The sequence below is a fragment of the Stieleria marina genome (assembly GCA_007741555.1).
GTDB lineage: Bacteria > Planctomycetota > Planctomycetia > Pirellulales > Pirellulaceae > K23-9.
Map to the genome: position 1 here is coordinate 4,356,163 of CP036526.1, position 22,919 is coordinate 4,379,081.

Below are 22,919 nucleotides of genomic sequence, written 5' to 3' on the forward strand. Positions count from 1 at the left end.
CTGGTTTGCTTAACTAGTTTGCTTAGCACGTGGATTGCTGGCAGCGGATCGTTTGCTTTCAAAGCCACGCCCCAACGGACCGGCCAGGATCGCGGGCAGCAGGACCAAGTCGCCGACCAGGGCTGCTAACAACAGGAATACCATCAGCCAAGCGAAATGCAGGATGGGCACAAACGAGCTGATCGCAAACACCAGTAGTCCAAGCGAACAGATCAGCGTGGTATGAACCATCGCGCCGGCACATCGGCGAAACGCATCTTGCAGGGCAGCTTGCCGCGGTAGTCCGCGATCAATCCCGCGGCGAAACCAAGTCAGGAAGTGCACAGTGTCGTCCACGGCGATCCCCAGTGCGGCACTGGCAGTCATGACGGATCCGATCTGGATGGGAATGTCGATCCATTCCAAAGCCCCAAACACCGTGATGGCTGGAAACAGATTAGGAATCATTGCCAGCATCGCGGCGGTCAAACTTCGTAGCACAAACACCAGCACGACCGCGATGACGGCAAAGGCGGCCAGAAAACTGCGGAATAGATCCTGCAACAGTTGGCGTTGAGCTTTGTAGATCAGCGGGATCAACCCGGTATAGGTTCCTTGTACGTTGTTCTGGTCCAACAACGGCTGGATGTCTTCGCGAAGTGTTTCGGCGAAACGGCCGTAGTCCAGTTCGCCGATGGCATTGGCACGAACGGAGATTCGCCAAAGCTGTTCGGTGTCGGTTTCGGCCAAGAACTTGGCATCGATCAATCGGTCACGGACGCGTTGGCTGCTGAGTAGTTTTCGCCGCACGACGTTGCCGACGGTCCGCCCGCGTGGCAGCGATGGCGAAAGGTTCAGCGCGGACATTGTGGCGACCGGTTCAGCCGATGATTGAATCTTGCCTTGGATGGCCGCGATCACACCCATCCGCTGCGCCGCATCACGTGGATCTTGTTGGTCAAAATGAATGACGACTTCCAGCGGAACCATCGGGCCGATGTTTTGCTCCAGCCAGCGATAGTCGCCAATCGCATCGCTGCCGGGCAGAAAGCGATCTTGTAACTTGACCGTCGATTTGATGTACGGCAGTCCCCAACCGCAAAACGCCATCAGTGCCAGACACACCAACATAAGGGCCAGATGGTGCCGACTGATAAACGCGATGACAGCATCACTAAGCGTGGTGTCGCCCTTGTTTTTTGCCGGATCGGATTTTGGCCGTTTGGGCGGGAACAGATACAACGCCGCCGGCAGGAACAAAAACAACACGCCGACGCTGAGCAGGACACCCAGGGCCGAGTAGAGTCCAAAGGTGCGAATCGGATCAATCTTGCTCATCACCAACGACGCCAAACCGATCGCGGTCGTGACGGCGGCCAGCGTGCACGGCAACCAGCCATGCGTCACAGTGGTCTTGATGATGCCGACCGGCAGTACGCTGGCTGAGTCCGATGATTGGACGCCGGATTCCAACTGGGCTTCGTCGGTCGCGTCGCGGTAGTAGTTGGCCAAGTGAACGGCCGACGAAATGCTGAGCACATAAATCAGGGGTGGCAGCATGGTCATCAGCAGGTTCATGGTGCCGCCGCTGAAATACATGATCGCCAGCGCCACACCGGTGCTGTACATCGCAACAACCAGCACCATGATCGCCAACGAGATACTTCGCAGCCGAATCGACGCGATAAAAAACGACACCAACGCTGACAAACCGGCGAGCTGAAAGAGCAGCCGGCGGCTTTCGATATCGATCGCCGCGGCGTCCACGGTTGGTCCCGCCAAATGCAGTTCGCTGGGGTCCAGCCCGGTTTCGCTGGCGGCGAGCTTTTCGATTTCTTCGATGGCTTGGACACGTTCGGATCGACCGGCAGCGGAAGTCGAAAGCACCAGACACGTGGTTTCGTTTTCGGGACCGATCACGATTCCCGTCAGTCGGCGTTTGGCAGCGCTGCGGCTCAGTTCCAACGGCGGAGCCATCAGTTGTTCTAACGCGCTTTTGCCGGTCAACACCCGGTCATAGAACGGCGAAGCGACCAACGCGGCGGAGAGTTGTTCGACGCGGGGATCGTCCAACGTGCAATCGGGCCAACTGACGACGGCGATTTCGTCACTACCAAATTGCTGTTCAAACCAGTCGTAGGTATCGGTCGCGGCAAACGATCGCGGGAGCCATTGCCGAGGATCGTTGGAGGTACTGCGAAGTGCAAAGAGGGCGCCGTACATGACCAGCGGAACCGCCAGGGCCATCAGGAGCAACGTTGCTTGAGCGTAACGCTTTTGCTGTTTCACTGAAGAATCAGACAGTGCATTCATGTCGCCAGTGGCCAAGGTCAACGATAGAGGAGGTCACTGCCCGGGAGGGAACAACAGTGATGTGCAGCAATGCGTGTGCAGAAATAGGTGTGCAGTAAAAGGGGTTGCAGTGCCTTAGCGGCGGGGAGCGACAAGGGAACCGTCAAATCGAATGAAACGCACTTGCCTTCTTCGGTCCTGAGAGACCGGGATCGCCCGAAACGGGCCAGTGAAGCGAGTGGCTGTGGTTGCAGCATGGCGGTTGATTCCGCGATCAAATGTTGCCGCGGGTTTGCCAAGGCATCTCGTGTTGCCAAAACAACGACTCCGAAACGTGACTACTCGGAGAAACAACTTGGCACAAATTTGCTCAGCAGATCAGCAAACTCTTCGGGGCACTCCCAGTTCGGTGCGTGTCCGCAGTCTTCGATGAATTCCAATTTCGATCCTTTGATCAAACGCTGGAAATCGTCGGCGGTCGACGGCGGAGTGATTTCGTCATCGGCACCCCAGATGATCATCGTCGGAACATCCAAGTCACCCAGTTCGTCTTCGACTGTCCGGTCACGTGTCGCACGCGAGACTCGCAGCAGAAAGCGAACGTAATCACGATCGCATACCGAACGATGCCAGTGATCGACCAGTTCGTCGGTGACCAGCGATTGATCTTTCAAGATGCCCGATACGGTGCTGCGAACCCACTTCTTGGTCGGTCGTGCACGGAGACCACGAATCGGACTGCGTTCGAACAGCCCCGCACTGCCAGCCAGCACCAGGCCTTTTGCCATCCCGGGATTTTGAATGCACAGATCCAATGCGACCAACCCACCGAGCGAGTTGCCACACAGGACGAACGAATCCAGTTCTAGATCTTCGATCAGCTGATGAACCGACGCGGTCAAATCGCCGATCGTTTTGATTCCGTTTTTGCGTCGACCGGGTGCGGGATCGATCGGCAACTGGGGTGCGACGACTCGAAAGCGACTGTCGACCCGGTCCATCACCGTCCGCCAGTGATCGGGCGACCCAAACAGACCATGCAGGAACAAGATGGTGTCGGGACCTGAATTCATGTCCACAACGTTGCTGAGTTCAATCGGCGAACACAAATCTGCTCGATCCGGTGTCGCTTTGTCGGGAAATTGCGATTGAATCATTCGGCGGCGAACTCGTGGATGAACAGGGGGAGACACATTGGTTGCGAAACCAGCGCTTCCCAAAACAGTGTCTTCACAAAGTCGGCTGGATCGTCACAGTCAGTGCTACTGACTGCAATGCTGGCTTCGCACAGTGTAGCTACGAACACCGGGATGTCGAACAGCCTATCTCGCTCGAATTGAGGGCTACTCGTCAGCATTGGGGAGTGATTGAACCGCCCTACCCGCTCGTTTGGGGGCTGGTCCGTCAATTTGCTGTTCTGGTGTGCCCCAAAGCGTTTTAGACGGTTAAAACGACCAGCAGCAGCACAACCCCTACAAAGCTTATCCAAGTCATCACGACGGCGGTTCCACGCTTTCGCCGCATGCTGAAATACGCGGCCAGGAACCAGATCGCTGCAAACAACCCAAATACCAAACCGACGCCCAGGCCGGTGGCGGTGTCAATGTTAAGCTTAAAATCCTGTCGCTTGGCCACGGACGCCGTTTCCAGCAGCACCAAAACAGCCAGCCCCAACGCGGTCAGGCCCAGCACTGACGCCAAAAAAGTCACGACGGGTGAACGCCGTGGCAGCGTGCCGGGAACCAGCTCGGTCGCGGCCGTTGGCTCGTAAGGATTGACGGGGGTAGTCATGATCGGGGGGCAAGCAGAGCGACGGCACAGTGGAAACCATGCGCGGTTTTTTACTGAGATTGATGGGTGGCTTGTTTGACTTTGCCGGTTGCCAAAATTTTTAGCCGGTCGCGATCGCGTGTCAGCTGGTTGATGTCTTGCTGGATCAAACGCATTCTGGATTGGATCGCGCTGAGCGTTTCTTGCTGAACGGAACTGCCGGCGGCCGAGAATGACTGACGCAGCTGCTGCACGGCCGCTTTCTTTTCTGCTTGCCTGGCTTTCGCATTGACCAAGTCTTGTTCGATCTTTTCGACCTCGGCCGTCCCGATGTTTTCGTCGGCAATCAGCGGCGCGAGATCTCGAAGCAGCTTTTGCAGTTTTGTTACTGCTTGCGAAGCTTCCGTCAATTCGGACTTGGCAGCTGCCAACTGCCCTGCCTTTTCCGCTTGGGTCTTTTCAATCGCACTCGCCTGATCGGCCAACGCCGATTCGCGTTGCTTGGTTAACTGAGCCAACTGTGCCTGTGCTCTTTCGATGCGACGTTCGGTCCTTTGCATGCTGGCCTGATCCGCGATCGTTGGCATAACGGGAACGTCCACGTTAGTCGGTGCTGCCTGCGCGACGGACTGCGTTGGCTGGCGCCGATTCGCGGGAGTCTCCGGTGACGTCACGGATGTTGCCTTGGAGCCGGCATCCGGAGCGTTGTCGTGCGTCGGATCCAGTGCAGGGTCATTGGCCGTAGCGTGCGCCGTAGCGTACGCAGCGTCTGGTGTGGTGATTTGGGAAGTATCCGCGCGGTCTTGTTGCCGCGTCGGAGTCGATGCCAGCGACTGCGGCGCTGTACCGGTCTGCTGCTGTTCAGTTTGCTGCTGATTGGTCGCTGCGAGCTTTTTGTCTCCGCCTCCTCGAGCGAACAACAATCCGACGACGGCCAGAGCAATCAAACTGGCCAAGCAGTAGCGAGCTAGGTTGGAACGCTGACTGGCTGGCGGATGCGCGGGCGGTTTGCCATCGGGAGCGAGGGAAGATTCCGAGCTAGCTGCCGCAGTTGTGGCCGTTGCTTGCGACGCGTCAAACTGGCTGGCAGCAAAGACTGCGTCGGCCGACTGTTGGGCGATCGGCGCGACAGCGGGTGCGTTTTCGGGTGCCGGGTTTGCAGGCAACTGGGTTTTGGAAATGTCGCTCTCGGGCACCGGTGTGGTTGCCGACGCAATCGCCGACGCCTGCGCGGCAGCGGCTTTCTGATCAGCGATCTGCTGAGCTTTGGTCAAACGTTCGATTTCGGCTTGCCGCTCTTGCTCCCGCTTTCGCCTGGCCTGTTGGGCTCGTTTTTCGGCCGCGCGCGCCAGGGCGGATTGCCAAGCGGAATTGAGCCGCTCGATCCGTTTGGTTTTTGAATGCGAAAGGGCAGCCAGTTGGCAGCGAGCAAATTTCTGGTCCGTGCCACAGACTCGGAACAAGACGGCGATGTCTTCGCCAAAATCGCTCATCAGTGTTCCGTTCATCACCGGAGCCAGCTGATTGGGATCGTGGCCGCGGACCATCGATTCGCAGCGGACGACAAACTGCTTGGTGGACAGCGACCGGATGGGGAAACGCTGTGATTCCCAAAGCAAGCAAAGTTCGGGCGCGGGCGGAAGCGGGCGTCCAGAATCATTAGCAGCCATCGTCAAGCAGCGTCCGTGTGGTTGGCGGATTTTAGCGTTCGCAATATCAGATCAAGCGCGCGGAGTATGAGGCCCGCTATGGTAGCAAAGTACCCTAGCAAGATAACTTGGTTGGACAATGTCCAGCGAGATCGATCGCGAAAAACAGGGGACTTCTCAACAACGTGGTAGGGAAAGAAGGGAAGCGATTGGTTGGTCGACCGCGAGGACCTGCTGGCGACTTTGCTGGTTATACCGGTCGAATCACTGGTTCGGTCTTTAGCGTTTTTGCCGCCCGGAATGGACGAAACGATAGTAGCGGCTCTTTCGATCATCCGCTTTACCGATCGTAACCAAATCGAGCCCTTTTTACACGCACCCGTTGGGCAAAGAAGAACGCTTCGACCATGTTGAATTCGGATCATCCTCGCAAATCGGTCGCCATCTACCTGCCAGTCACGCTCGGTTCGGCGCTGGCGGGTTCGTTGCTACTGGGCGGATGCCATTTTGGAAAACGCCAGTCTGCGCCGACGTATCACCCCGAACGTGGCCAGTCCAGCGTCATTCCCGCCAGCGCCAATCTGATCGCCAACCCCATGCTTGGAAACGGAAGTGTTTTGGGCGGAGCCATCAGTGGCCACCAAGCATCCACGTCCAGCACGTCGTATCAGGTTGCTCCACCGGCATCGCCCGCGTCGATCACCGCCGCGCTGACTCCGCCATCGGTTCAGTCACCCAAACAAATGCTCTCCGCTTGGGAACTCCTGGGCGGTTCGCACTTGCGCCTCCTGCAAAGCAGCGCGTTGCAATCGGGCAGCGGTTCTCGCGCCTACGCAGATGGTGGCAATCAGGTGCTGGCAGTGGGCGGTCCCAACGTCGCAACACGTCAAACGCTAAAACAAGTCGCCAATGCTTATGTCGACGTGCGCTACCACTTGGAACGCATGCAAGACTTGTACGACAACCTGGCGATTCAGGAACAAGCGGTCGCGCAAGCAAAGCAACGCCGCGCCGATGGCAAAGCCGGACGCATGGATGTGCTGCAATCCGAAAGTGCGGTCGGACTGACCAAATCCATGATGGCACCGATCCGCAACGAACTGGAGACTTCCGTCGCACGTCTCACGTCGCTGACCGGCCGCGAAGTGTCGCCTGCGATGCTGAAGGGGATCGCGCATTCGCCGCAACTTCGTTTTCCGGATCTCGATCGTCGCTTGCCCGCCGCCGTCCTTCGTCAACGGCACGATGTTCGTCAAGCCGAACAGCAAGTGGTTTCGATGGGCGTGCAGTCCGGCATCCCCGAAGTCACGATGATGCCTCATCTGTCGCTGCAGGGCGAATTGACGGCCAAGAACCCAACGGGCGGCAGTCAGCCATCGACGCTGAACGAATCGCTGGATTTCAATTTGGGCGGTGCCGAGACGTGGAGTTTTGCGGCGGTGGAAGCGGATTCGCAGAACGGAGTCGCTGGCCTACCGGGTGGATTACCGGGCGGATCTGGGCAAGCTTATAGCCCCATCGGACAATCGATGAAGGGGTTTCAATCGACGGTGTACTCGGCCGCTGACCACGTCGAATCGCTACTGACGCAGTACCATCAAGCGTTGTTGGACGTCGAAATGTTGCAGCAGACTCAGGAATCGGCCAGCGAAGCGGCTCGGTTGGCACTGCAACAATTCAAGGTCGACCGGATCGAAGGTAGCTACGTCACCAACGCTCAAATGCGGCGTGTCGAAGCCGGCCAATCGCTGGCACAATCGCGAGCCCGTTTGGCTTCGCTCGCCATCGATCTGCTGGTCGCGACCGGGGGCGAATGCTACCCCGACGCCGACCCATCCAAGCTGTACGGCAAGTAGTCGTTCGGCGTGATTTGCTTGGCTGAGCGTGACTTTCGCTGCCGCAAAGCAAGTCGCGTTTTAGAACCGGGGCCGACGGTTAGCGCAACGGCGCGAGCCGTCCAGTGCGATAGATACCGGTACGCCAGAGACCAGATGCCTGGCGCCATTCCGCTATAAAGAAACGTTCTTTCTTCTCTCGCTACGCAGCCGCACGCATTGGTGCTTGATTGCCGCCCTGTTCGCGGCAGTTCTTGACCCAGCTCTTGACTTTCCGCAAGCTTGGCAAGCGGCGCTCGCGAACCAAACGGCGCCCGGCGGTGCTGTGTGCGAAACGCTGCAGATCTTGATACAGACATGTGGGCGAATCGATCGCGATCGCGCGAACGCTGTGCCGGTGGATGCAGATCAACAGTTGGGCGTCGCGAGGCATCATGCCGGGGACCGACGCCGCCAAACGGATCGATGCGCTGTACCGACGCAGCGACCGGACGGCGCTGTGCGGGGCGTTCATCTGTTGAACCAGATGTTCCGCGTCGACTTTGGCCAGATCACCCGCGGTGACGATGCCGTATTTAGCAAGTCGCTCGCATCGTCGCGGACTACAGATTTTGATGTGTGTTAGGTCTTTGCTTAACAACCACGCTCGGTGGTTTGCCGCTGGCACGGGTGGCTGCGACACTTCGACGATTCCGCCGGCGCCTATTTTGCCCGCGATCATCGGCCCGTCACTAATTGACCGGCTATCCGTGTCCGAACCAGCCGGATGCGATGCCGTTTCCCCGACCGGAGGCACGTCGTTGACCGCGTCAACGCTCTCTTGATTCTTGATCAGCTTCAGCAGACTTCGCAACATGACGACTTCCGTGTGGGAATAAGAGTAGGCACACGCGTGGGCAACACGACCAATCCCCTGTAACCGACCAAGCAGACTGGATGCTAGAGCGAATCTTTTCTCGTTCGACTGAAACGGCTCGCTTGCATTGCGACCCAGCAACGTGCACCACGCCAGCAGGAAGCACCAACCGGCAAGACTATTTGCTGGCAAACGCGAGTCGAACCATAAACCACATCGACCGCACGGCTTCGCGAAGCGTCAGTTTGCTCAGCCCGTCCTGGCGTTCGGTAAACGTGATCGGGACTTCGGCAAACTGGCTCCCGCTGCGATGCAGGCGCACCAGCAGTTCTTCCAGCAACGCGTAGCCTTGGCAACGCAGCGTCGAAAGGTCCAATGCTCGCAATGCACTGACGCGGTAGCATCGCATCGATCCACTGCAATCTCGCAGTGGCAATCGCAAAAACAACGTCGCGAACCGATTCACAATCCAGCTCATCACTCGCCGCCGAAACGGCCAGCCGACAATCTCGCCGCCCGCGACATAGCGGGAACCCACCACCACGTCGACTTCGGGTGACGCCATCGCCAGCGAGAGCAAAGCGGGAAGCTGGGCCGGATCGTGACTGAGATCGCCGTCCAGGTTGATAAAGAAGTCGTAGTCCGAATCAATCGCGACTTGGGCGGCCGCGACAATGGCGCCGCCCAGTCCTCGCTGGTTCTTGCGAACGTGAACGTTGACGCGAGCATCGTTTTCGCTGATCTCGTGCACCAAGTCAGCGGTGCCATCGGGCGAATCATCGTCGATCACCAACACGTCAGCTGTGGGCAGCGCCGATCGTAGACGTTGGACCATCCGCTGGATATTGGCGGCTTCGTTGTAAGTGCACACGCCGATCAAAGCGCGCGAGTGGGTGTCGGGCTCGGCAGCGGACACGCCACGGGAGGAAGCATTCAATTTCGGGATCGACTCGTGAAAACAGTCAGAGGGACCGCTAGACGGTGACAAACTGCCGCCGGAGCGTCAACACGTCCCACACGGCAGGTCCTGGTCTGCCGATGGTGCAGGCGAATTCGATATAACCCGGCAGGCGGCTTAGATGCGAAGCGTAAACGTTTCGCTCCACGGAGGGAGATCCGATCCGCTCGTGCTGATCCCCAGCGGAATGCGTGACCGCGTGCCGTTGCTGCTACGAGGATTCGGCTCCAAAGAACTCGACTCAACCGGGTGACTCAGACGACTGGACAGTTCCATCGTCGCGGCACCGAGCGATTGCTGCAGCTTTCGGTTGATCCGCCTGATCGAACGTCGCGTGTTCCAAAACCGCGCGTACGCGGCGGGATGGTTTTGCAACATCCGGTCGTCGACCAACCAATCGAATCGAACTTGACCGACTTCGTGTCTGGTCAACAGTTCACTGGCAATGGCAACGAAGAACGCAGGCCGAAGTTTCAAGTTGGCCGGAACCAGCAGCACAGGAGTCCGCCGAGATGCGCCGCAAACCTGGATGATCTCGTCGGCGATCGTTTTCATGGACATGATTCAAGTCCGCCAAATGAGTTGATCCATCGAATCGTGCCGCAAATTTTTGCTGGCATTCATCTGCCGCCGATTTTTCGCAGCAAACTGTTCTCTAAGCCGCCATCAAGATCCCGCGACCAAGCTTCCGCTGGCGACGATCGCAGCAGCGGAATCCAACCCGCTGGGTGCTCAAGTCCCGGTGCGCATCTTGGACAACATCGCTTGAAAGTCCACGTCGATCGTCGTATCGCGTGCTTTCACGTCGGCAACGTGAGGGCGTGGCACAACGTCCAGTTCGTCTTCGATGATCAGCAGATCGCTGTCGTCGTTCAGGATCTGCATGTCGTCTAGCTCTTGGACCACGCATGGCTCTGGCATCCGCTCAGGCTGATCAAACTGGCGAGTGTCGCTAGCGTTGGGCTGTCCTGTGGGCTGCCCAATCGATTGCTCGCTGTTGTCAATCGCGACCTGTTCTTCGGCCAACCAGATTGGCGGCTGTTCGTGCGACGACATCGCCGGCTGTTCTGGATTGGCGAACGTGTTGTCTTGGTCGATGCCACCGAAGCGAGCCTGAGTGGCCATCTCGTTGAGCAACAACACTTCATCGTGCAACGACGCTTCAAAGTCGATCGACTGAGTGTGACGCATTTCGGCGGGAGGTTCGTGAGAAGCATCCACGGCACTGATTTCTTGCAAGTTGTCTTGCGGCAAGGCGGCGACCGACAAGATCTGCTCGGACACTTCCGCTTCAAAGCTCACGACATCTCGCGAAACCGTGTCGTCCGATTCAGCAACTTCCTCGGCGATGATCTCAACTGCTTCAACTTCCGCGAACTGTTCTTCAGCCGCCGCTTCCTCAGCCTCCGCTGTCAATTCGGCTTCGATTTCGTCTGCCGGTGCGATGACTTCCGATTGGGAAACCAACGACGGTTTTTGCGACACCATCTCGGCAACCGACAGGGATTCTTCCGCATCAAATTCGCCAAACAATTGCGTCGTCGCGGGCGTCATTTGGACGCTGACGATCGTGGGCTGTTCGGCTTGGATCGCGGGAGCTTCTTCGACGGCTGTTTCCTCGACGGCTGTTTCTTCGATAACAGCTGCTTCAACTGCAGCTTCTTCGGCCTGTTCCATCATAGCGTCGATTTCGCCATCGGCCTCGCCAGCTGACTGGGTTTCGCCCGAGAGAAGACGCATTTGTGGCGACATCTCGTCGGCTTCAGCGTCGATCTCGCTGTCCAAGTCATCCGCCAGCGTGCCGGCAGCAAACGCCAGCTTGGATTCGTTGCTGGTGTCGACGACGTCAAGCTCTTCGTCGGTGCCGATCTCGCCCAAGCTAGCAACTTCCTCGTCCTGCTCGTCATCGAACGCGTCATCCAGCGATTCGGTTTCGACGGAACTTGTTTCAACCGTGTCTGTTTCGACGGAGCTTGTCTCCACTGCCGCAGACTGGCCGGAGACGTCCGATATCGTTCGCATCTCCGACAGTTCGCTCAAGCTTCCGAATTCGATCGGCGCGCCTTGGCTGACGATCTTTTGTTCTTCGACCATTGGGCTGGGCAATTGTTGCAGCGTTGCCCAGGCGCGATCGACGACTGATTCGTCGATGATCGTTTGCTCGGCGTCCGCCGCACAATCAATCGCTTCGGTCATCATCTGATTGATCAAACGAGGCACCCCGTTGCACGCGTGATGCACCGCGCCCATGGCTTCGTCCGTCATCGTCGCATCGGGATCGCTTCCGCAGGCGCGGATGGATTCGCTGATGTACTGACGTGTTTCGGTCGCATTCATCGGGTGCAAATAGCAGCGTGTGGCGACTCGCTGCGTAAACGCTTCCATCGATGACGACGCCAGCGTGTCTTCCAATTTCACGCCTCCGCAGACCACCGCTGAAACCCATGGCTGCTGGTGTTTCATAATGTTGGTCGTCGTGCGGATCGCATCCAACACTTCGGCAGACAACATCTGTGCTTCGTCGACAATGATTAGCAAACCATTTTTGTCGGCAGCGTTGACGGTGATGCGATCGACCAGCGAAACGTACAAGTCTCCTTCGGCGATCGATTGATAGTCCACGCCCAAGTGATGCAGCACGGCGCGGTAGTACGACGCAGCGTCGGTGATGGGGATTTCGCCCAACATGACGACGTCCAACATTTCGGCAAATTGCTGTGCCAAAACATTGCAGACCAGCGATTTGCCAACGCCCGGAGGGCCGATGACCAGTGCCAAAGATTCGCCGCTATTGATCGCGCGGCTGACGCGAGCCACGGTGTCTTTGGTGGAACCAAAGTCGACGTAGCGGGCGGCACTCGGGAAAGGTGGAAACGGTGGAATGGATGCATTGGAAGGAGAAGTCGACATCGGCAAACCAAATCACTTTTGGAGGACGTTCACGGTGGATTCGCGCCGGCGAAGGAAGGCACCGGCAAAGTACGCATAACCCACTTAATCGTTAACATCGGCACAACCCGAATGGGATCTTGAAGCAAAATTGCCCCCGTTAACCACCGTTAGCCGCTGGCGCTAGCCACGGGCACTCATCGGACCATCCCAACGTTGCTAATACCAGCAAAAAACACTTGGAACGCACACGTCGCCACCGCAATCCGCAATGGCCAATGACGCGTAAATTCCCGTGGCTAGCGCCAGCGGCTAACAACAGTCGCCACACCAGCGGATTACAGGACCAAACTTGCGAGGGCCCAAATCACGACGCTGGCCAACGTGGCTCGCCTGGCCGTGACGGATTTGCTTGGTTTCAGCGTGCCCCATTTTGGATCAAACGCGACGTGGGTCACTTCGTCCTGCGAATCGTGAAATTCGATCGCGACCGGTTTGACCTCCGGTGTTTGCCGAGACCATTCCAGGTACCCCAGCGCCAGCAGTAGCCCGCCGCAAATCGAAAAGAAGAAGGTCATGGGCACATGACGGTCTTGCAGAACGACGCCAAAATGAGTCTTGGGCAACGACTGAGCCGAAGTGCTGGCGGAGGACGTTTTTGCGACGGGGAGACTAGGCTTGGGCGATGCCGCCACGTCGTAACTGACGGTCTGGACCGCGGAAGTCGTGGTCGACTCAGGCGATTGCAATGTCTTCGCCGCGTCACGCTGCGTGTGCTGGTCTCGACGAGCGTAGAATGTGTCCACTTCACTTTGCCAGCGAGCCACTGCGACTCGCGGATCCGCGACCACTTCCGCAGCCCGCTTGGTGCGTGGCAATTCAACCGCCCCGCGGCTTGCAGTTGCTAGCTTTTGCGGCGTGCCGTCAATCGCCGAGTCCGCCATTGGGGATTGCTGCTTGGCGACAAGCGGCAACAATGACAGCAAGATTGTCGTCACGGCGAGCGTGACGAGCAGGAAGTCGATGCAGGCGGCTGAACGTTTCATCTTCCTTGCATCGGAAACGCTCGGGCTTGAACCGAAATCCAAAGTGGCGAAATTTTACGATTCAATCGATTGTCCGCAGGAATGCTGTGTTTGAAATCAAAATCTGCGGCGTCCGGCTCAAGTCGGACATCGACGCGGTCCGCGCGGCCTGTGACGGAATCAGCAGCACGCACGATGCGTCCCCCAACGCCGATGCGGCGCGACGCAACCACTCCGTCGCGGTCGGACTGAATTTTTATCCGCCCAGCGTTCGCTTCATTGAACCTGCCGACCCGTCGTCCCGGTCGCTGTCTACTGCCGCCCAAGATGCCGGACTGCTTCGCGTGGGGGTCTTTGTCAACGAGACGGCCGCCGCGATCCAAGCGGTCAACAGTGTCGTGGGTTTAGACGCCGTGCAACTTCATGGCGACGAGCTAATCCAAACGGCCATCGAACTGATCGCCAGCGGACACTCAGTCATCCGAGCGATCAAGTTGCCGACGGTCGATCTATCGGTCGACTTGATCGAGCAACGAGTCGCGCCGTGGACCGAGGTGGGCTGTCATCCGTTGCTGGACGCGGATGCCGGAGCAGCACACGGCGGCAGCGGCAAAACACTCGACTGGAGCATCGTTTCCGCCTGGGCCGCCAGCCATCCCGACCTCGCTTGGACACTGGCTGGCGGACTGAACCCCGACAACGTGGCCGCCGCGATTACGGAATCGACGGCCAAGAGTATCGACACGGCCAGCGGCGCCGAAGAAACTCGAGGCATCAAATCGCCAAGCAAGATCCAAGCGTTCTTCCAAGCCGCCTCGCGCCTCTGATGGACGGATGCATTTCGCCGGTGCTATTAGCCGCTGGCGCTAGCCACGGGCCTTTGCCTGCATTACCCATCGGCCACCAAACCGCATTTGCTCGTGGCTAGCGCCAGCGGCTAACAATCTCTTGCGCATCCGGCCATCCTCCAAAAAGTGGGTGTCGAATCCGAATTCCTTTTGCGACAATGGCGTGACACGGTGCGACGCCACGATCGGCGATCCGCCCTGCTTTTCTGACGCCCTCCTCCAGCTCGATCGAACCGACCATGCTTTTTCAGCGAATCCGTCCACCGCGAGTTTCCGCAAAACGTCCGCGGCTAAATCGTTCGCCGAATTACCGTCGTTCACCGCGCGTCAGTGGCCGCCGCCGGCGACTGACGGCCGAGACGCTGGAGACGCGGATCAACTTTTCTGTTTCCATCGCGATCGACTATTCGCTGGACACCCAAGGTTTCTTTGGCAACACATCCGCCCGCGATGCCTTGGAAGACGTCGCGGCGGACATCAGCTCCCGGCTCAATGACAGTTTCAATGCCATCACACCGTCGGGCAGTAATTCGTGGGACCTGCGGTTCTTTCATCCCGCCACCGGTGCTTACGGAGCGCACGTCGTGAATCCGACGATCGCCGCCGACGAGTATCGAATCTATGCCGGCGGTCGCGAACTGGGCGGCAACACACTGGGCTCGGCGGGGCCCGGAGGTTTTTCGGCCGGCGGCAACCAGGCGTGGTTTGATGCGATTCGGCAGCGAGGCCAAACGGGCGTCGCCACCGACACGGACTTTGCTGCCTGGGGCGGATCCGTCGCGTTCGACTCGGTCGGCACGACTTGGCATTACGACGAAACGACCACGGGGCTGGTCGGTGGCGAATCGGATTTTCGAAGCGTGGCGTATCACGAATTGATTCACGCTCTCGGGTTTGGCAGCGCCGATTCGTTTGATGCTTGGATCTCGGGCGGCCAGTTCACGGGACCGGCCGCGCTGGGCGAATATGATTTCGGCGGCAATGTCCCGCTGTACTCGGACTTGAGTCATTTCGCGGACGGCACGACCGATGGCGGACAAGAAACCGCGATGGATCCGATCATCACCAGCGGAACTCGCAAATTCCCGACGCCGCTGGATTGGGCCGTGATGACGGACATTGGCTGGGAAGTCACGGCAAACCAAGTCTATGTCGCTGGAAATGACTTGATCGTCGACGGGACCGAAGACGCCAACGTGATCACGGTCAGCCAAGTCGCCGCGGGTTTACAGATTGTCATCGATGGCCAGGATCAAGGAATCTGGGCCTTGCCGGTCGGCGAAATCATCGTCAACGCGTTGGGCGGAAACGACGACGTGACGTTCCAATCCAGTGTGACCGCAGACGCGCGATTGTTTGGCGGCGCGGGCAACGACCTGCTGCGGACCGGCGCCGGAAACGATTTTTTGTTCGGCGGCGATGGCAACGATTCGCTGTACGGTCGCGACGGTGTGGACGAACTTTTTGGCGAAGCCGGCGCGGACCGAGTATTTGGCATGGACGATGCTGACTTCCTGTACGGCGGCGACCAAAACGACACGCTCTCAGGTGGCGCCGGCGACGACCAGCTCTGGGGCGACAACGGAAACGACCGCGTCTTGGGCGGCGCGGGCTTTGACACTTTGCACGGCGGCGCGGGCAACGATGACATCGTCGGCGGAAACGATGATGATTCACTCCTAGGGGACGGTGGCCACGATCTACTACGCGGCGGCCCGGGCAATGATTTTCTGGATGGCGGCACCGGCAACGATCAAATGATTGGCGGTGTTGGTGACGATTCCATGGTCGGCGGTTCGGGCAACGATACGATGCTGGGAAACAGTGGCAACGACACGATTTCGGGAGGCGGCGGCAGCGATAACCTCAATGGTGGATCCGGAACCGATTCGCTGCTCGGTGGCGCGGCTGCCGACACGATCTTGGGCTCGCAAGGCGACGACGAACTGTTCGGCGGCACCGGCAACGACTATCTCAACGGGGGCGCCGGAAACGACCAGCTTCGCGGCGAAGGAGGCGATGACGATTTGTACGGCTCGCTCGACGACGATCTCCTCACCGGCGGCGCAGGTCTGGACCTGCTGCACGGAGGAGGCGGAATCGACACCGCGACCGACGCGGGAGAACGAGGCTATTTCCAAATCGAACTGCCCTAACGGCCGTGTCGTTTTGACTCCGCCAACGGTAGCCGAAGTCTTCGATGCAGCCGCTGAGAGAACGGTCTCCGTCGTGGTCAACCAATCAAGCGGCAGCGCGAAGTCGGCTTGGTACTTTGTCGTCGGGCAAAAGCTAGGGGCCTCTCTCCCACGCTAGCATCACCCCAAAGCCGAGCGATCCGAATGGCAGCCAGATTGCCCCTGTCAAAACTTGACGCATTGCCTATGATAGGGACGAACTGAGAGTTCTGCTCTCTCCCCCTTACACTCGCGTCGGACGCAGTGCGTTTGGGGGATTGCGAACCAGCGGGAGTCCCCGTGTTGGGTTTGTAGCCCCTTGGGCGCGTGCTGATGCGCGTATTACATCCCTTCATTACGGAGTGACTTGAATGTCGCAAGTGGATACTGATCGTCTACCTTATAAGGTAAAAGACATCTCGTTGGCCGAGTTCGGCCGCAAAGAAATCGAACTGGCCGAAAACGAAATGCCAGGTTTGATGTCTCTACGTGAAAAATACGGCAAGACCAAGCCGCTGACGGGCGCTCGCATCGCCGGCTGCCTTCACATGACCATCCAGACCGCCGTGTTGATCGAAACACTGGTCGAACTGGGTGCCGAAGTGACCTGGAGTAGCTGCAATATTTTCAGCACCCAAGATCACGCGGCCGCTGCGATTGCCGCCGCCGGAATTCCTGTCTTCGCTTGGAAAGGCGAAACGGACGAGGAGTTCGATTGGTGCATCGAGCAAACCCTGCACTTCAAAGACGGCAAGAAACTGAACATGATCTTGGACGACGGTGGTGACCTGACCGCCATGGTTCACGAAAAGTTCCCAGAGCTGCTGACCGACATCTACGGCATCAGCGAAGAAACCACCGCTGGCGTTCACCGCTTGGACGTCTTGGTCAAAGAGGCCAAGCTTCAAGTGCCTGCGATCAACATCAACGACTCGGCCACCAAGTCCAAATTCGACAACCTTTACGGTTGCCGCGAATCGCTGGCTGATGGTGTGAAACGTGCCACCGACGTCATGTTGGCCGGCAAAGTCGCTGTGGTCTGTGGCTACGGCGACGTGGGTAAAGGCTGTGCACACAGTTTGAAGAGCTACGGCTGCCGCGTCATCGTCACGGAAATCGACCCCATCAATGCTTTGCAAGCTGCGATGGAAGGCTTCGAGGTCACGACGATGGACGAAGCTTGCAAAGAAGGTCGTTTGTTCGTCACCACAACGGGCAACAAGGACATCATCTTGGGCGAACACATTTCGCAGATGCCCAACGACGCGATCCTTTGCAACATCGGTCACTTTGACACCGAAATCGATGTCGCTTGGGTCGAAGCTCAAGTCGCAGCGGGCAAAGCAACGTGCAGCGAGATCAAACCGGCGGAAATCGGCTCGGTCGATCGTTACACGTTCGCCGACAGCGGCCGCAGCATCATCATCTTGGCCAAAGGCCGTTTGGTGAACTTGGGCTGTGCAACGGGACACCCATCGTTCGTGATGAGTACTTCGTTTACCAACCAAGTGTTGGCTCAATTGGAGTTGTGGGAAAACCGCGAGAACGACAAGTACAAGGTTCAGGTTTACCTGATGCCAAAGGCTCTGGACGAAGAAGTCGCGCGTCTGCACTTGGATGCTTGCGGCGTCCAGCTAACCAAGCTGACCGAGACTCAAGCCGCGTACATGGGCGTCCCCGTCGAAGGCCCTTACAAGCCAGACCACTACCGCTATTAATCGGTAGCCGCCATGACGCGTCTTGGCAAAATGTTTCACGAAACCCGGTCCGGATCAATCGATCCAGGCCGGGTTTTTTCATGCACCCGCATAACCGTCAAAGTTTGCGCAAACCCCCAACCACGTCAGCCGCCTCGTTAGCCGCTGGCGCTAGCCACGGGCCTTTTTCCGGCCGCCCCAAACCAGCCCAAGATACGCCATCAACGCCTCGGCTCAATCAACGCCTCGGCTCAACGAACGTTTTCCCTTGCCGTCGCGCGGATTCCCATATTCGATAAATGCCCGTGGCTAGCGCCAGCGGCTAACAGCACCAACGGTCCTCCCCACCAAAAACCGGCTCACGCTCCACCAACGACGCCACGTCATTACCATTCCTTCTCCTGATTTCGCACGCGCACCTCAGCCGCTGGCGCTAGCCACGGGCACCAATCCAGCAACCCGAACCAGCCCAAGATACGCCATCAACGCCTCGGCTCAACTAACGTTTTCCCTTGCCGCCACGCGGACTCCCAAACCCGATAAATGCCCGTGGCTAGCGCCAGCGGCTAACGAGTCCGATATAATTTTGCCCAACTCTTGAGGGCACTTCGATGACGACCACGCATGTCTACTTCATCACTTGGACGACGTACGGCACCTTCCTTCCGGGTGACTCACGAGGCTGGCGCAAACGTCAATCCGGCCCTCAACAACCTCGGCCTGCTCTAGAGCAATGGTCGCAAGATCACATGGCGCACGAAGCCGTTCGACTCTCCGACGACGATCGAACCACCGTCCAGCTTGCCTGCCAACAGCACTGCGAATTTCGAGGCTGGACGTTACTCGCCGCCAACGCTCGGTCGAATCACGTTCATGTCGTCGTGATCTCGGATCGCGAACCCAGCACCACTCGCAACCAACTGAAGGCCAATTGCACACGAGCATTACGGCAACAGCGGACGCCGCTGCACGTGCCTAAAACCTGGTCCACCGGCGGCGACACCAAAGTCCTGAATACCGACGACCAAATCGAATCGGCCATCCTCTACGTCACCGAAGCCCAAGACCAAAAAGGCATCGAGTATCCCAGTTAGCCGCTGGCGCTAGCCACGGGCACTTATCCAGCACCCCAAAACGGCCCGCACCCACCATCAACTGCGCGCTCCATCCAACATCCCCCAGTCGCCACGCGCATTCCCATTCCAGACAAATGCCCGTGGCTAGCGCCAGCGGCTAACAGAACCAATCCCATTCCCCCGCAACGGCCAAGCCCAATTCGAGAACACCAAAACCACGCCCGCCCATCAGCCAGCCCATCAGCCGCTGGCGCTAGCCACGGGCACCCACCAAACATCCCAAAACGGCCCGCAACCACAATCAACTGCGCGTCCCATCCAACATCCCCCAGCCGCCACGCGGATTCCCATTCCAGACAAATGCCCGTGGCTAGCGCCAGCGGCTAACAGAACCAATCCCATTCCCCCGCAACGGCCAAGCCCAATTCGAGAACACCAAAACCACGCCCGCCCATCAGCCAGCACATCAGCCGCTGGCGCTAGCCACGGGCACCCACCAAACATCCCAAAACGGCCCGCAACCACAATCAACTGCGCGTCCCATCCAACATCCCCCAGCCGCCACGCGGATTCCCATTCCAGACAAATGCCCGTGGCTAGCGTTAGCGGCTAACAGAACAAACCCCATTCTCTCGCAACGGCGACACGCAATTCGTGCACACCAAAACCACGCCCGCCCATCACCCAGCACATCAGCCGCTGACGCTAGCCACGGGCACCCACCAAACATCCCAAAACATCCCGCAACCACAATCAACTGCGCGTCCCATCCAACATCCACCAGCCGCCACACGGCTTCCCACACCAACCAAATGCCCGTAGCAACCGCCAACGGCTAACAGGGCCAATCCCATGCGAACTCCCTTCCCATCTCCCCTCGCTTCGCAAACCCCCTCTCAACGCCCAGTTTCTTGTGAAACCAGTCTTGTTTCACCGGAAACATATCTCGTATTGTCGCCCTGGCTGGGAACGGAACTCCCGCCGAGCGGCAATTGAGCTGTTCCTTTAATGGAAACAAACACTGTGGGAAGGATCCTCTGCGTGGTGAATCAGAAGGGAGGCGTTGGCAAAACAACCACCGCCGTCAATCTCTCTGCTGCCCTGGCCCTCTCCGGCCAGCGAGCGTTGCTGTTGGATATGGATCCACAGTGCAACGCCACCACTTCGTTGGGCTGTGAACCCACCGTCGGCCACGCCCTGATCAGCAACAGCAACCTGAACGAAAACATCGTCGACACGGACATCGAGCATCTTTCGCTCCTACCAGGCAGCCGCACCTTTCACGACGTCGACAAGATGGCCAGCCCGGGCGACGAAGAGTCCCAGCAGATCCGAACTCACTTGGACGAAGTCATCGACGAATACGATTTCGTCCTGATCGACTGCCCACCCAGCGTCGGTGCGTTAACGCAAACCGCTCTGACCGCCAGCACCGAAGTCCTGATGCCAATCCAGTGCGAGTACTTCGCCATGGAAGGCCTGACGCAGCTGATTCAAACCATCAAGAAAGTCATCGTGGCCACCGACGGCCGGCTGACCTTCGGCGGGATCCTACTGACCATGTACGATCCCACGTTAGAACTGACACGCGAAGTTGACGAGGAAGTACGAGACTTCTTTGGCGACATCGTATTTGATTCCGTCGTGCCTCGGGACGTTTCGCTCAGCGAAGCACCCAGCCACGGCCAAAGCGTTTTTCAGTACGCTCCGCGATCACGCGGTGCGTACGCCTACACCCAGCTGTGCATGGAGGTGCTCCAGCGTGACTAGTACTACTTCGACAAAAGACCGACGTCTAGGCAAAGGCCTGGCCGCACTCTTGGGTACACCGTTGGATGACGAAGGCAATCCGTTGCCTGAGGATTCGCCCGAGCGTTCCGGCATCCAAGCTCTGGAATTGCGCGTCGACCAGATCGAAAACAATCCCTTCCAACCACGTCGTGAATTCAGCCAAGAAGAAATCGCTTCGCTGGCTGAATCGATCAAAAACCATCAACAGCTGCAGCCGATCATGGTTCGCATCGTTGACGGTCGCTACCAACTGATAAGCGGCGAACGCCGTCTGCGAGCGACCATCCATGCGGGTCTGAAAACGATCCGTGCGGAAGTTCGCGAAGCCGACGACCGCTTGGTGGCCGAACTGGCCATCATCGAAAACTTGCAACGCAAAGATCTCAACCCGATCGAAAAAGCCCTTTCCTTCAAACGCTACATCAGCGAACACCAATGCAAGCAAGACGATCTTGCACGGCGTTTGAGCATCAATCGGTCGACGATCGCCAACCTGATGCGACTGCTCGAATTGCCTCAAACCATCCTGGATTGGTTGACCTCAGGCGACGTCAGTGCGGGACACGCCCGCGCCCTCTTGCCGCTGGGCGACGAAGAGATTCAGATCAATACAGCCAAGAAGATCATGACCGAAAACTTAAGCGTCCGCGCGACCGAGAGCTTGGTCGCCGAGATGTTGAAGTCCGAAGAGGACTCCGAGACGGGCAAAAAGATCGTCAACGCGACACGTCAAAAACGTCGTCAGATCTCGCCACAAATCGAAGCGATGCAGCAAGAGATGCGAATGATCTTCGGCACCAAAGTCGAGATAAAAAGCTCCGCTCGTGGCCGCGGCAAGATTACGATTCACTTCAGCGATCCCGATGAATTTGATCGACTACGTGAGACGCTGTCCGACGCCGCACGCCCAGCACCGCTCCGCGTCGCTGGCTAAAAACGTCAGCTAAAAAGGTTGGCCAGGTGACTCCACCTCGGCCATCTCGTTGGCGTCCAAGCAGAATCGCATGCGCTGTTCTGCTACGAAAAGATCGCGACGCGGTATCCAACTACCGCGTCCAGATGGCACCGCGGCCAACTTCTAATCGAGAGTCGAACCCTAAATTCAACGCTTGAAGGGCTGCGACTGCCGGTCCTCCTAATCGCTAAAGTTTAACAGCGACCTGAGTTTCACAGTGCGACTGACTTTTTGAAACTGAGTCGGAAAGCTGAGCGTCACGGCTAGTTAGTTGGTCTGAATTTGCTGCCGAAGTTCGTGAATGGTTCGACGCCAAAGCTGACGCGCTGCATCCGGCGTAGTCCCCATCTTGTTAGCAATCATGGCAAAGCTCAAACCATCGCTGTATCTCAAACGGATCAGTAACTGCCGCCGCTGACAAAGCGACCGAACGGCTTTCCGAAGCTGCAATTTTGATTCTTGTCGTGCTAGGTTTCCGCTGGCACTGCAGCAGCCATCAATCAAACTCGGATGATGGTCATCGTTTTGGCCCAACGGCACCTCGCGAGCAACATCGCGTTTGGCCGCCGTGGCGTGCCGACGCAAATCAATCAGGTTGCGTTGAAGGATCCGGCGGAGCCAACTTCGAAGCTCCGCCTCGGTCGTTCCCGAGAAATTTGGTAGCCCCTGAAAAGCGTCCAACAATGACTGTTGCAAAAGATCCGACGCATCACTTCGCCGCGTCAGATCGGCCGGAAACTCCTGGCGAGCCAGCTGGTTCAGGAAATCAGTGATCTGAAAAAAGTTAGGTCGAAACCTCCCAGCCAACGCGCTTGGGCTGCACGCCGAAATCGGCAGAAGACATTCGCTGCTGTCTGATTCAGGAGTGGAGAGTCGCATCGTGAGCAAATTTCAGGAGAACCAACTTGAGCACCCATCGGGGGCCTGTCGCACCGCCGCAGGAGTGCCCCGCTTCCGGCAATGGTAGCGATTCTCATTTCAGACGCAAGCATCTTAGCGTTCCCTTCCGCAAGATTCCTTTGCGAGGCCGCTGAACGGATCGAAGCAAGCATTTTGGGGTGCAAGGTTTTTGCGACGCAACCAGTGGATGCCTCTAATTCGCTGGTTTTTGAGAGTTTGCGGCCA

At 58.0% G+C, this 22,919-nt stretch carries 17 protein-coding genes; 7 read left to right on the forward strand and 10 right to left on the reverse strand.

Going from position 1 to position 22,919, the window contains the following annotated elements:
• Window positions 1-9: 9 nt before the first annotated feature.
• From K239x_RS15640 to K239x_RS15655, 4 genes are all read right to left on the reverse strand, one after another.
• Window positions 10-2,292: an efflux RND transporter permease subunit gene (locus K239x_RS15640; RefSeq protein WP_145419183.1), complete on the reverse strand. Its 2,283-nt coding sequence runs from the start codon at window positions 2,290-2,292 to the stop codon at window positions 10-12.
• 317 nt (window positions 2,293-2,609) lie between these two features.
• Entirely contained in the window at window positions 2,610-3,428 is an 819-nt protein-coding gene (locus K239x_RS15645; RefSeq protein ID WP_145419184.1) for an alpha/beta fold hydrolase, read from the reverse strand.
• A gap of 280 nt (window positions 3,429-3,708) precedes the next feature.
• Window positions 3,709-4,062 (reverse strand): hypothetical protein, encoded by a 354-nt coding sequence (locus K239x_RS15650; RefSeq protein WP_145419185.1) that lies wholly within the window; start codon window positions 4,060-4,062, stop codon window positions 3,709-3,711.
• Between the two features lie 50 nt (window positions 4,063-4,112).
• Window positions 4,113-5,711, reverse strand: coding sequence for a hypothetical protein (locus tag K239x_RS15655; RefSeq protein WP_145419186.1), 1,599 nt, complete (start codon window positions 5,709-5,711; stop codon window positions 4,113-4,115).
• A 386-nt stretch (window positions 5,712-6,097) separates the two neighbouring features.
• On the opposite strand from K239x_RS15655, the gene K239x_RS15660 reads away from it, so the two are divergent.
• Window positions 6,098-7,546, forward strand: coding sequence for a TolC family protein (locus K239x_RS15660; RefSeq protein ID WP_145419187.1), 1,449 nt, complete (start codon window positions 6,098-6,100; stop codon window positions 7,544-7,546).
• A 181-nt stretch (window positions 7,547-7,727) separates the two neighbouring features.
• Here K239x_RS15660 and K239x_RS15665 read toward each other — a convergent pair whose 3' ends face one another.
• The 5 genes from K239x_RS15665 to K239x_RS15685 form a co-directional block, all read right to left on the reverse strand.
• The gene (locus K239x_RS15665; RefSeq protein WP_145419188.1) at window positions 7,728-8,381 is read right to left on the reverse strand and encodes a DUF4332 domain-containing protein; all 654 of its coding nucleotides are present in this window, start codon (window positions 8,379-8,381) and stop codon (window positions 7,728-7,730) included.
• Window positions 8,382-8,559: 178 nt separating this feature from the next.
• Window positions 8,560-9,318 carry a polyprenol monophosphomannose synthase gene (locus tag K239x_RS15670; RefSeq protein WP_419189009.1) on the reverse strand — a complete coding sequence of 253 codons (759 nt, stop codon included), beginning with the start codon at window positions 9,316-9,318 and terminating at the stop codon, window positions 8,560-8,562.
• A gap of 138 nt (window positions 9,319-9,456) precedes the next feature.
• On the reverse strand, window positions 9,457-9,900 hold the full coding sequence (locus K239x_RS15675) for a hypothetical protein (RefSeq protein WP_145419189.1): 444 nt from the start codon (window positions 9,898-9,900) through the stop codon (window positions 9,457-9,459).
• A gap of 171 nt (window positions 9,901-10,071) precedes the next feature.
• A complete protein-coding gene (locus tag K239x_RS15680) occupies window positions 10,072-12,249 on the reverse strand; it encodes an ExeA family protein (protein WP_145419190.1) in 2,178 nt (725 codons plus the stop codon).
• Between the two features lie 317 nt (window positions 12,250-12,566).
• The gene (locus K239x_RS15685) at window positions 12,567-13,274 is read right to left on the reverse strand and encodes a hypothetical protein (RefSeq protein ID WP_145419191.1); all 708 of its coding nucleotides are present in this window, start codon (window positions 13,272-13,274) and stop codon (window positions 12,567-12,569) included.
• Window positions 13,275-13,300: 26 nt separating this feature from the next.
• Between K239x_RS15685 and K239x_RS15690 the strand changes: the two genes are divergently transcribed.
• From K239x_RS15690 to K239x_RS15715, 6 genes are all read left to right on the forward strand, one after another.
• Complete coding sequence (locus tag K239x_RS15690; RefSeq protein WP_419189010.1) at window positions 13,301-14,080, forward strand: phosphoribosylanthranilate isomerase; 780 nt, start codon at window positions 13,301-13,303, stop codon at window positions 14,078-14,080.
• 260 nt (window positions 14,081-14,340) lie between these two features.
• Window positions 14,341-16,257, forward strand: a complete 1,917-nt coding sequence (locus tag K239x_RS15695) for a calcium-binding protein (RefSeq protein WP_145419192.1) — start codon at window positions 14,341-14,343, stop codon at window positions 16,255-16,257.
• A 389-nt stretch (window positions 16,258-16,646) separates the two neighbouring features.
• Entirely contained in the window at window positions 16,647-17,993 is a 1,347-nt protein-coding gene (gene ahcY, locus K239x_RS15700; protein WP_145419193.1) for an adenosylhomocysteinase, read from the forward strand.
• A 590-nt stretch (window positions 17,994-18,583) separates the two neighbouring features.
• Window positions 18,584-19,066 (forward strand): transposase, encoded by a 483-nt coding sequence (locus K239x_RS15705; protein ID WP_145419194.1) that lies wholly within the window; start codon window positions 18,584-18,586, stop codon window positions 19,064-19,066.
• Window positions 19,067-20,071: 1,005 nt separating this feature from the next.
• Window positions 20,072-20,818, forward strand: a complete 747-nt coding sequence (locus tag K239x_RS15710; protein ID WP_419189011.1) for a ParA family protein — start codon at window positions 20,072-20,074, stop codon at window positions 20,816-20,818.
• A complete protein-coding gene (locus K239x_RS15715; RefSeq protein WP_145419196.1) occupies window positions 20,811-21,773 on the forward strand; it encodes a ParB/RepB/Spo0J family partition protein in 963 nt (320 codons plus the stop codon). The genes K239x_RS15710 and K239x_RS15715 overlap by 8 nt, the downstream gene beginning before the upstream one ends.
• 288 nt (window positions 21,774-22,061) lie before the next feature.
• On the opposite strand, the gene K239x_RS15720 is transcribed toward K239x_RS15715, so the two are convergent.
• Complete coding sequence (locus K239x_RS15720; protein ID WP_145419197.1) at window positions 22,062-22,673, reverse strand: sigma-70 family RNA polymerase sigma factor; 612 nt, start codon at window positions 22,671-22,673, stop codon at window positions 22,062-22,064.
• Window positions 22,674-22,919 lie beyond the last annotated feature (246 nt).

What these genes read in the sequence shown, in the direction of transcription:
- K239x_RS15705 (WP_145419194.1), top strand. Translation starts at nt 18,584, where the DNA reads ATGACGACCACGCATGTCTACTTCATCACTTGGACGACGTACGGCACC.
- K239x_RS15720 (WP_145419197.1), bottom strand. Translation starts at nt 22,673, where the DNA reads ATGCGACTCTCCACTCCTGAATCAGACAGCAGCGAATGTCTTCTGCCG.
- K239x_RS15640 (WP_145419183.1), bottom strand. Translation starts at nt 2,292, where the DNA reads ATGAATGCACTGTCTGATTCTTCAGTGAAACAGCAAAAGCGTTACGCT.
- K239x_RS15645 (WP_145419184.1), bottom strand. Translation starts at nt 3,428, where the DNA reads ATGATTCAATCGCAATTTCCCGACAAAGCGACACCGGATCGAGCAGAT.
- ahcY (WP_145419193.1), top strand. Translation starts at nt 16,647, where the DNA reads ATGTCGCAAGTGGATACTGATCGTCTACCTTATAAGGTAAAAGACATC.
- K239x_RS15680 (WP_145419190.1), bottom strand. Translation starts at nt 12,249, where the DNA reads ATGTCGACTTCTCCTTCCAATGCATCCATTCCACCGTTTCCACCTTTC.
- K239x_RS15660 (WP_145419187.1), top strand. Translation starts at nt 6,098, where the DNA reads ATGTTGAATTCGGATCATCCTCGCAAATCGGTCGCCATCTACCTGCCA.
- K239x_RS15655 (WP_145419186.1), bottom strand. Translation starts at nt 5,711, where the DNA reads ATGGCTGCTAATGATTCTGGACGCCCGCTTCCGCCCGCGCCCGAACTT.
- K239x_RS15650 (WP_145419185.1), bottom strand. Translation starts at nt 4,062, where the DNA reads ATGACTACCCCCGTCAATCCTTACGAGCCAACGGCCGCGACCGAGCTG.
- K239x_RS15675 (WP_145419189.1), bottom strand. Translation starts at nt 9,900, where the DNA reads ATGTCCATGAAAACGATCGCCGACGAGATCATCCAGGTTTGCGGCGCA.
- K239x_RS15685 (WP_145419191.1), bottom strand. Translation starts at nt 13,274, where the DNA reads ATGAAACGTTCAGCCGCCTGCATCGACTTCCTGCTCGTCACGCTCGCC.
- K239x_RS15695 (WP_145419192.1), top strand. Translation starts at nt 14,341, where the DNA reads ATGCTTTTTCAGCGAATCCGTCCACCGCGAGTTTCCGCAAAACGTCCG.
- K239x_RS15665 (WP_145419188.1), bottom strand. Translation starts at nt 8,381, where the DNA reads ATGTTGCGAAGTCTGCTGAAGCTGATCAAGAATCAAGAGAGCGTTGAC.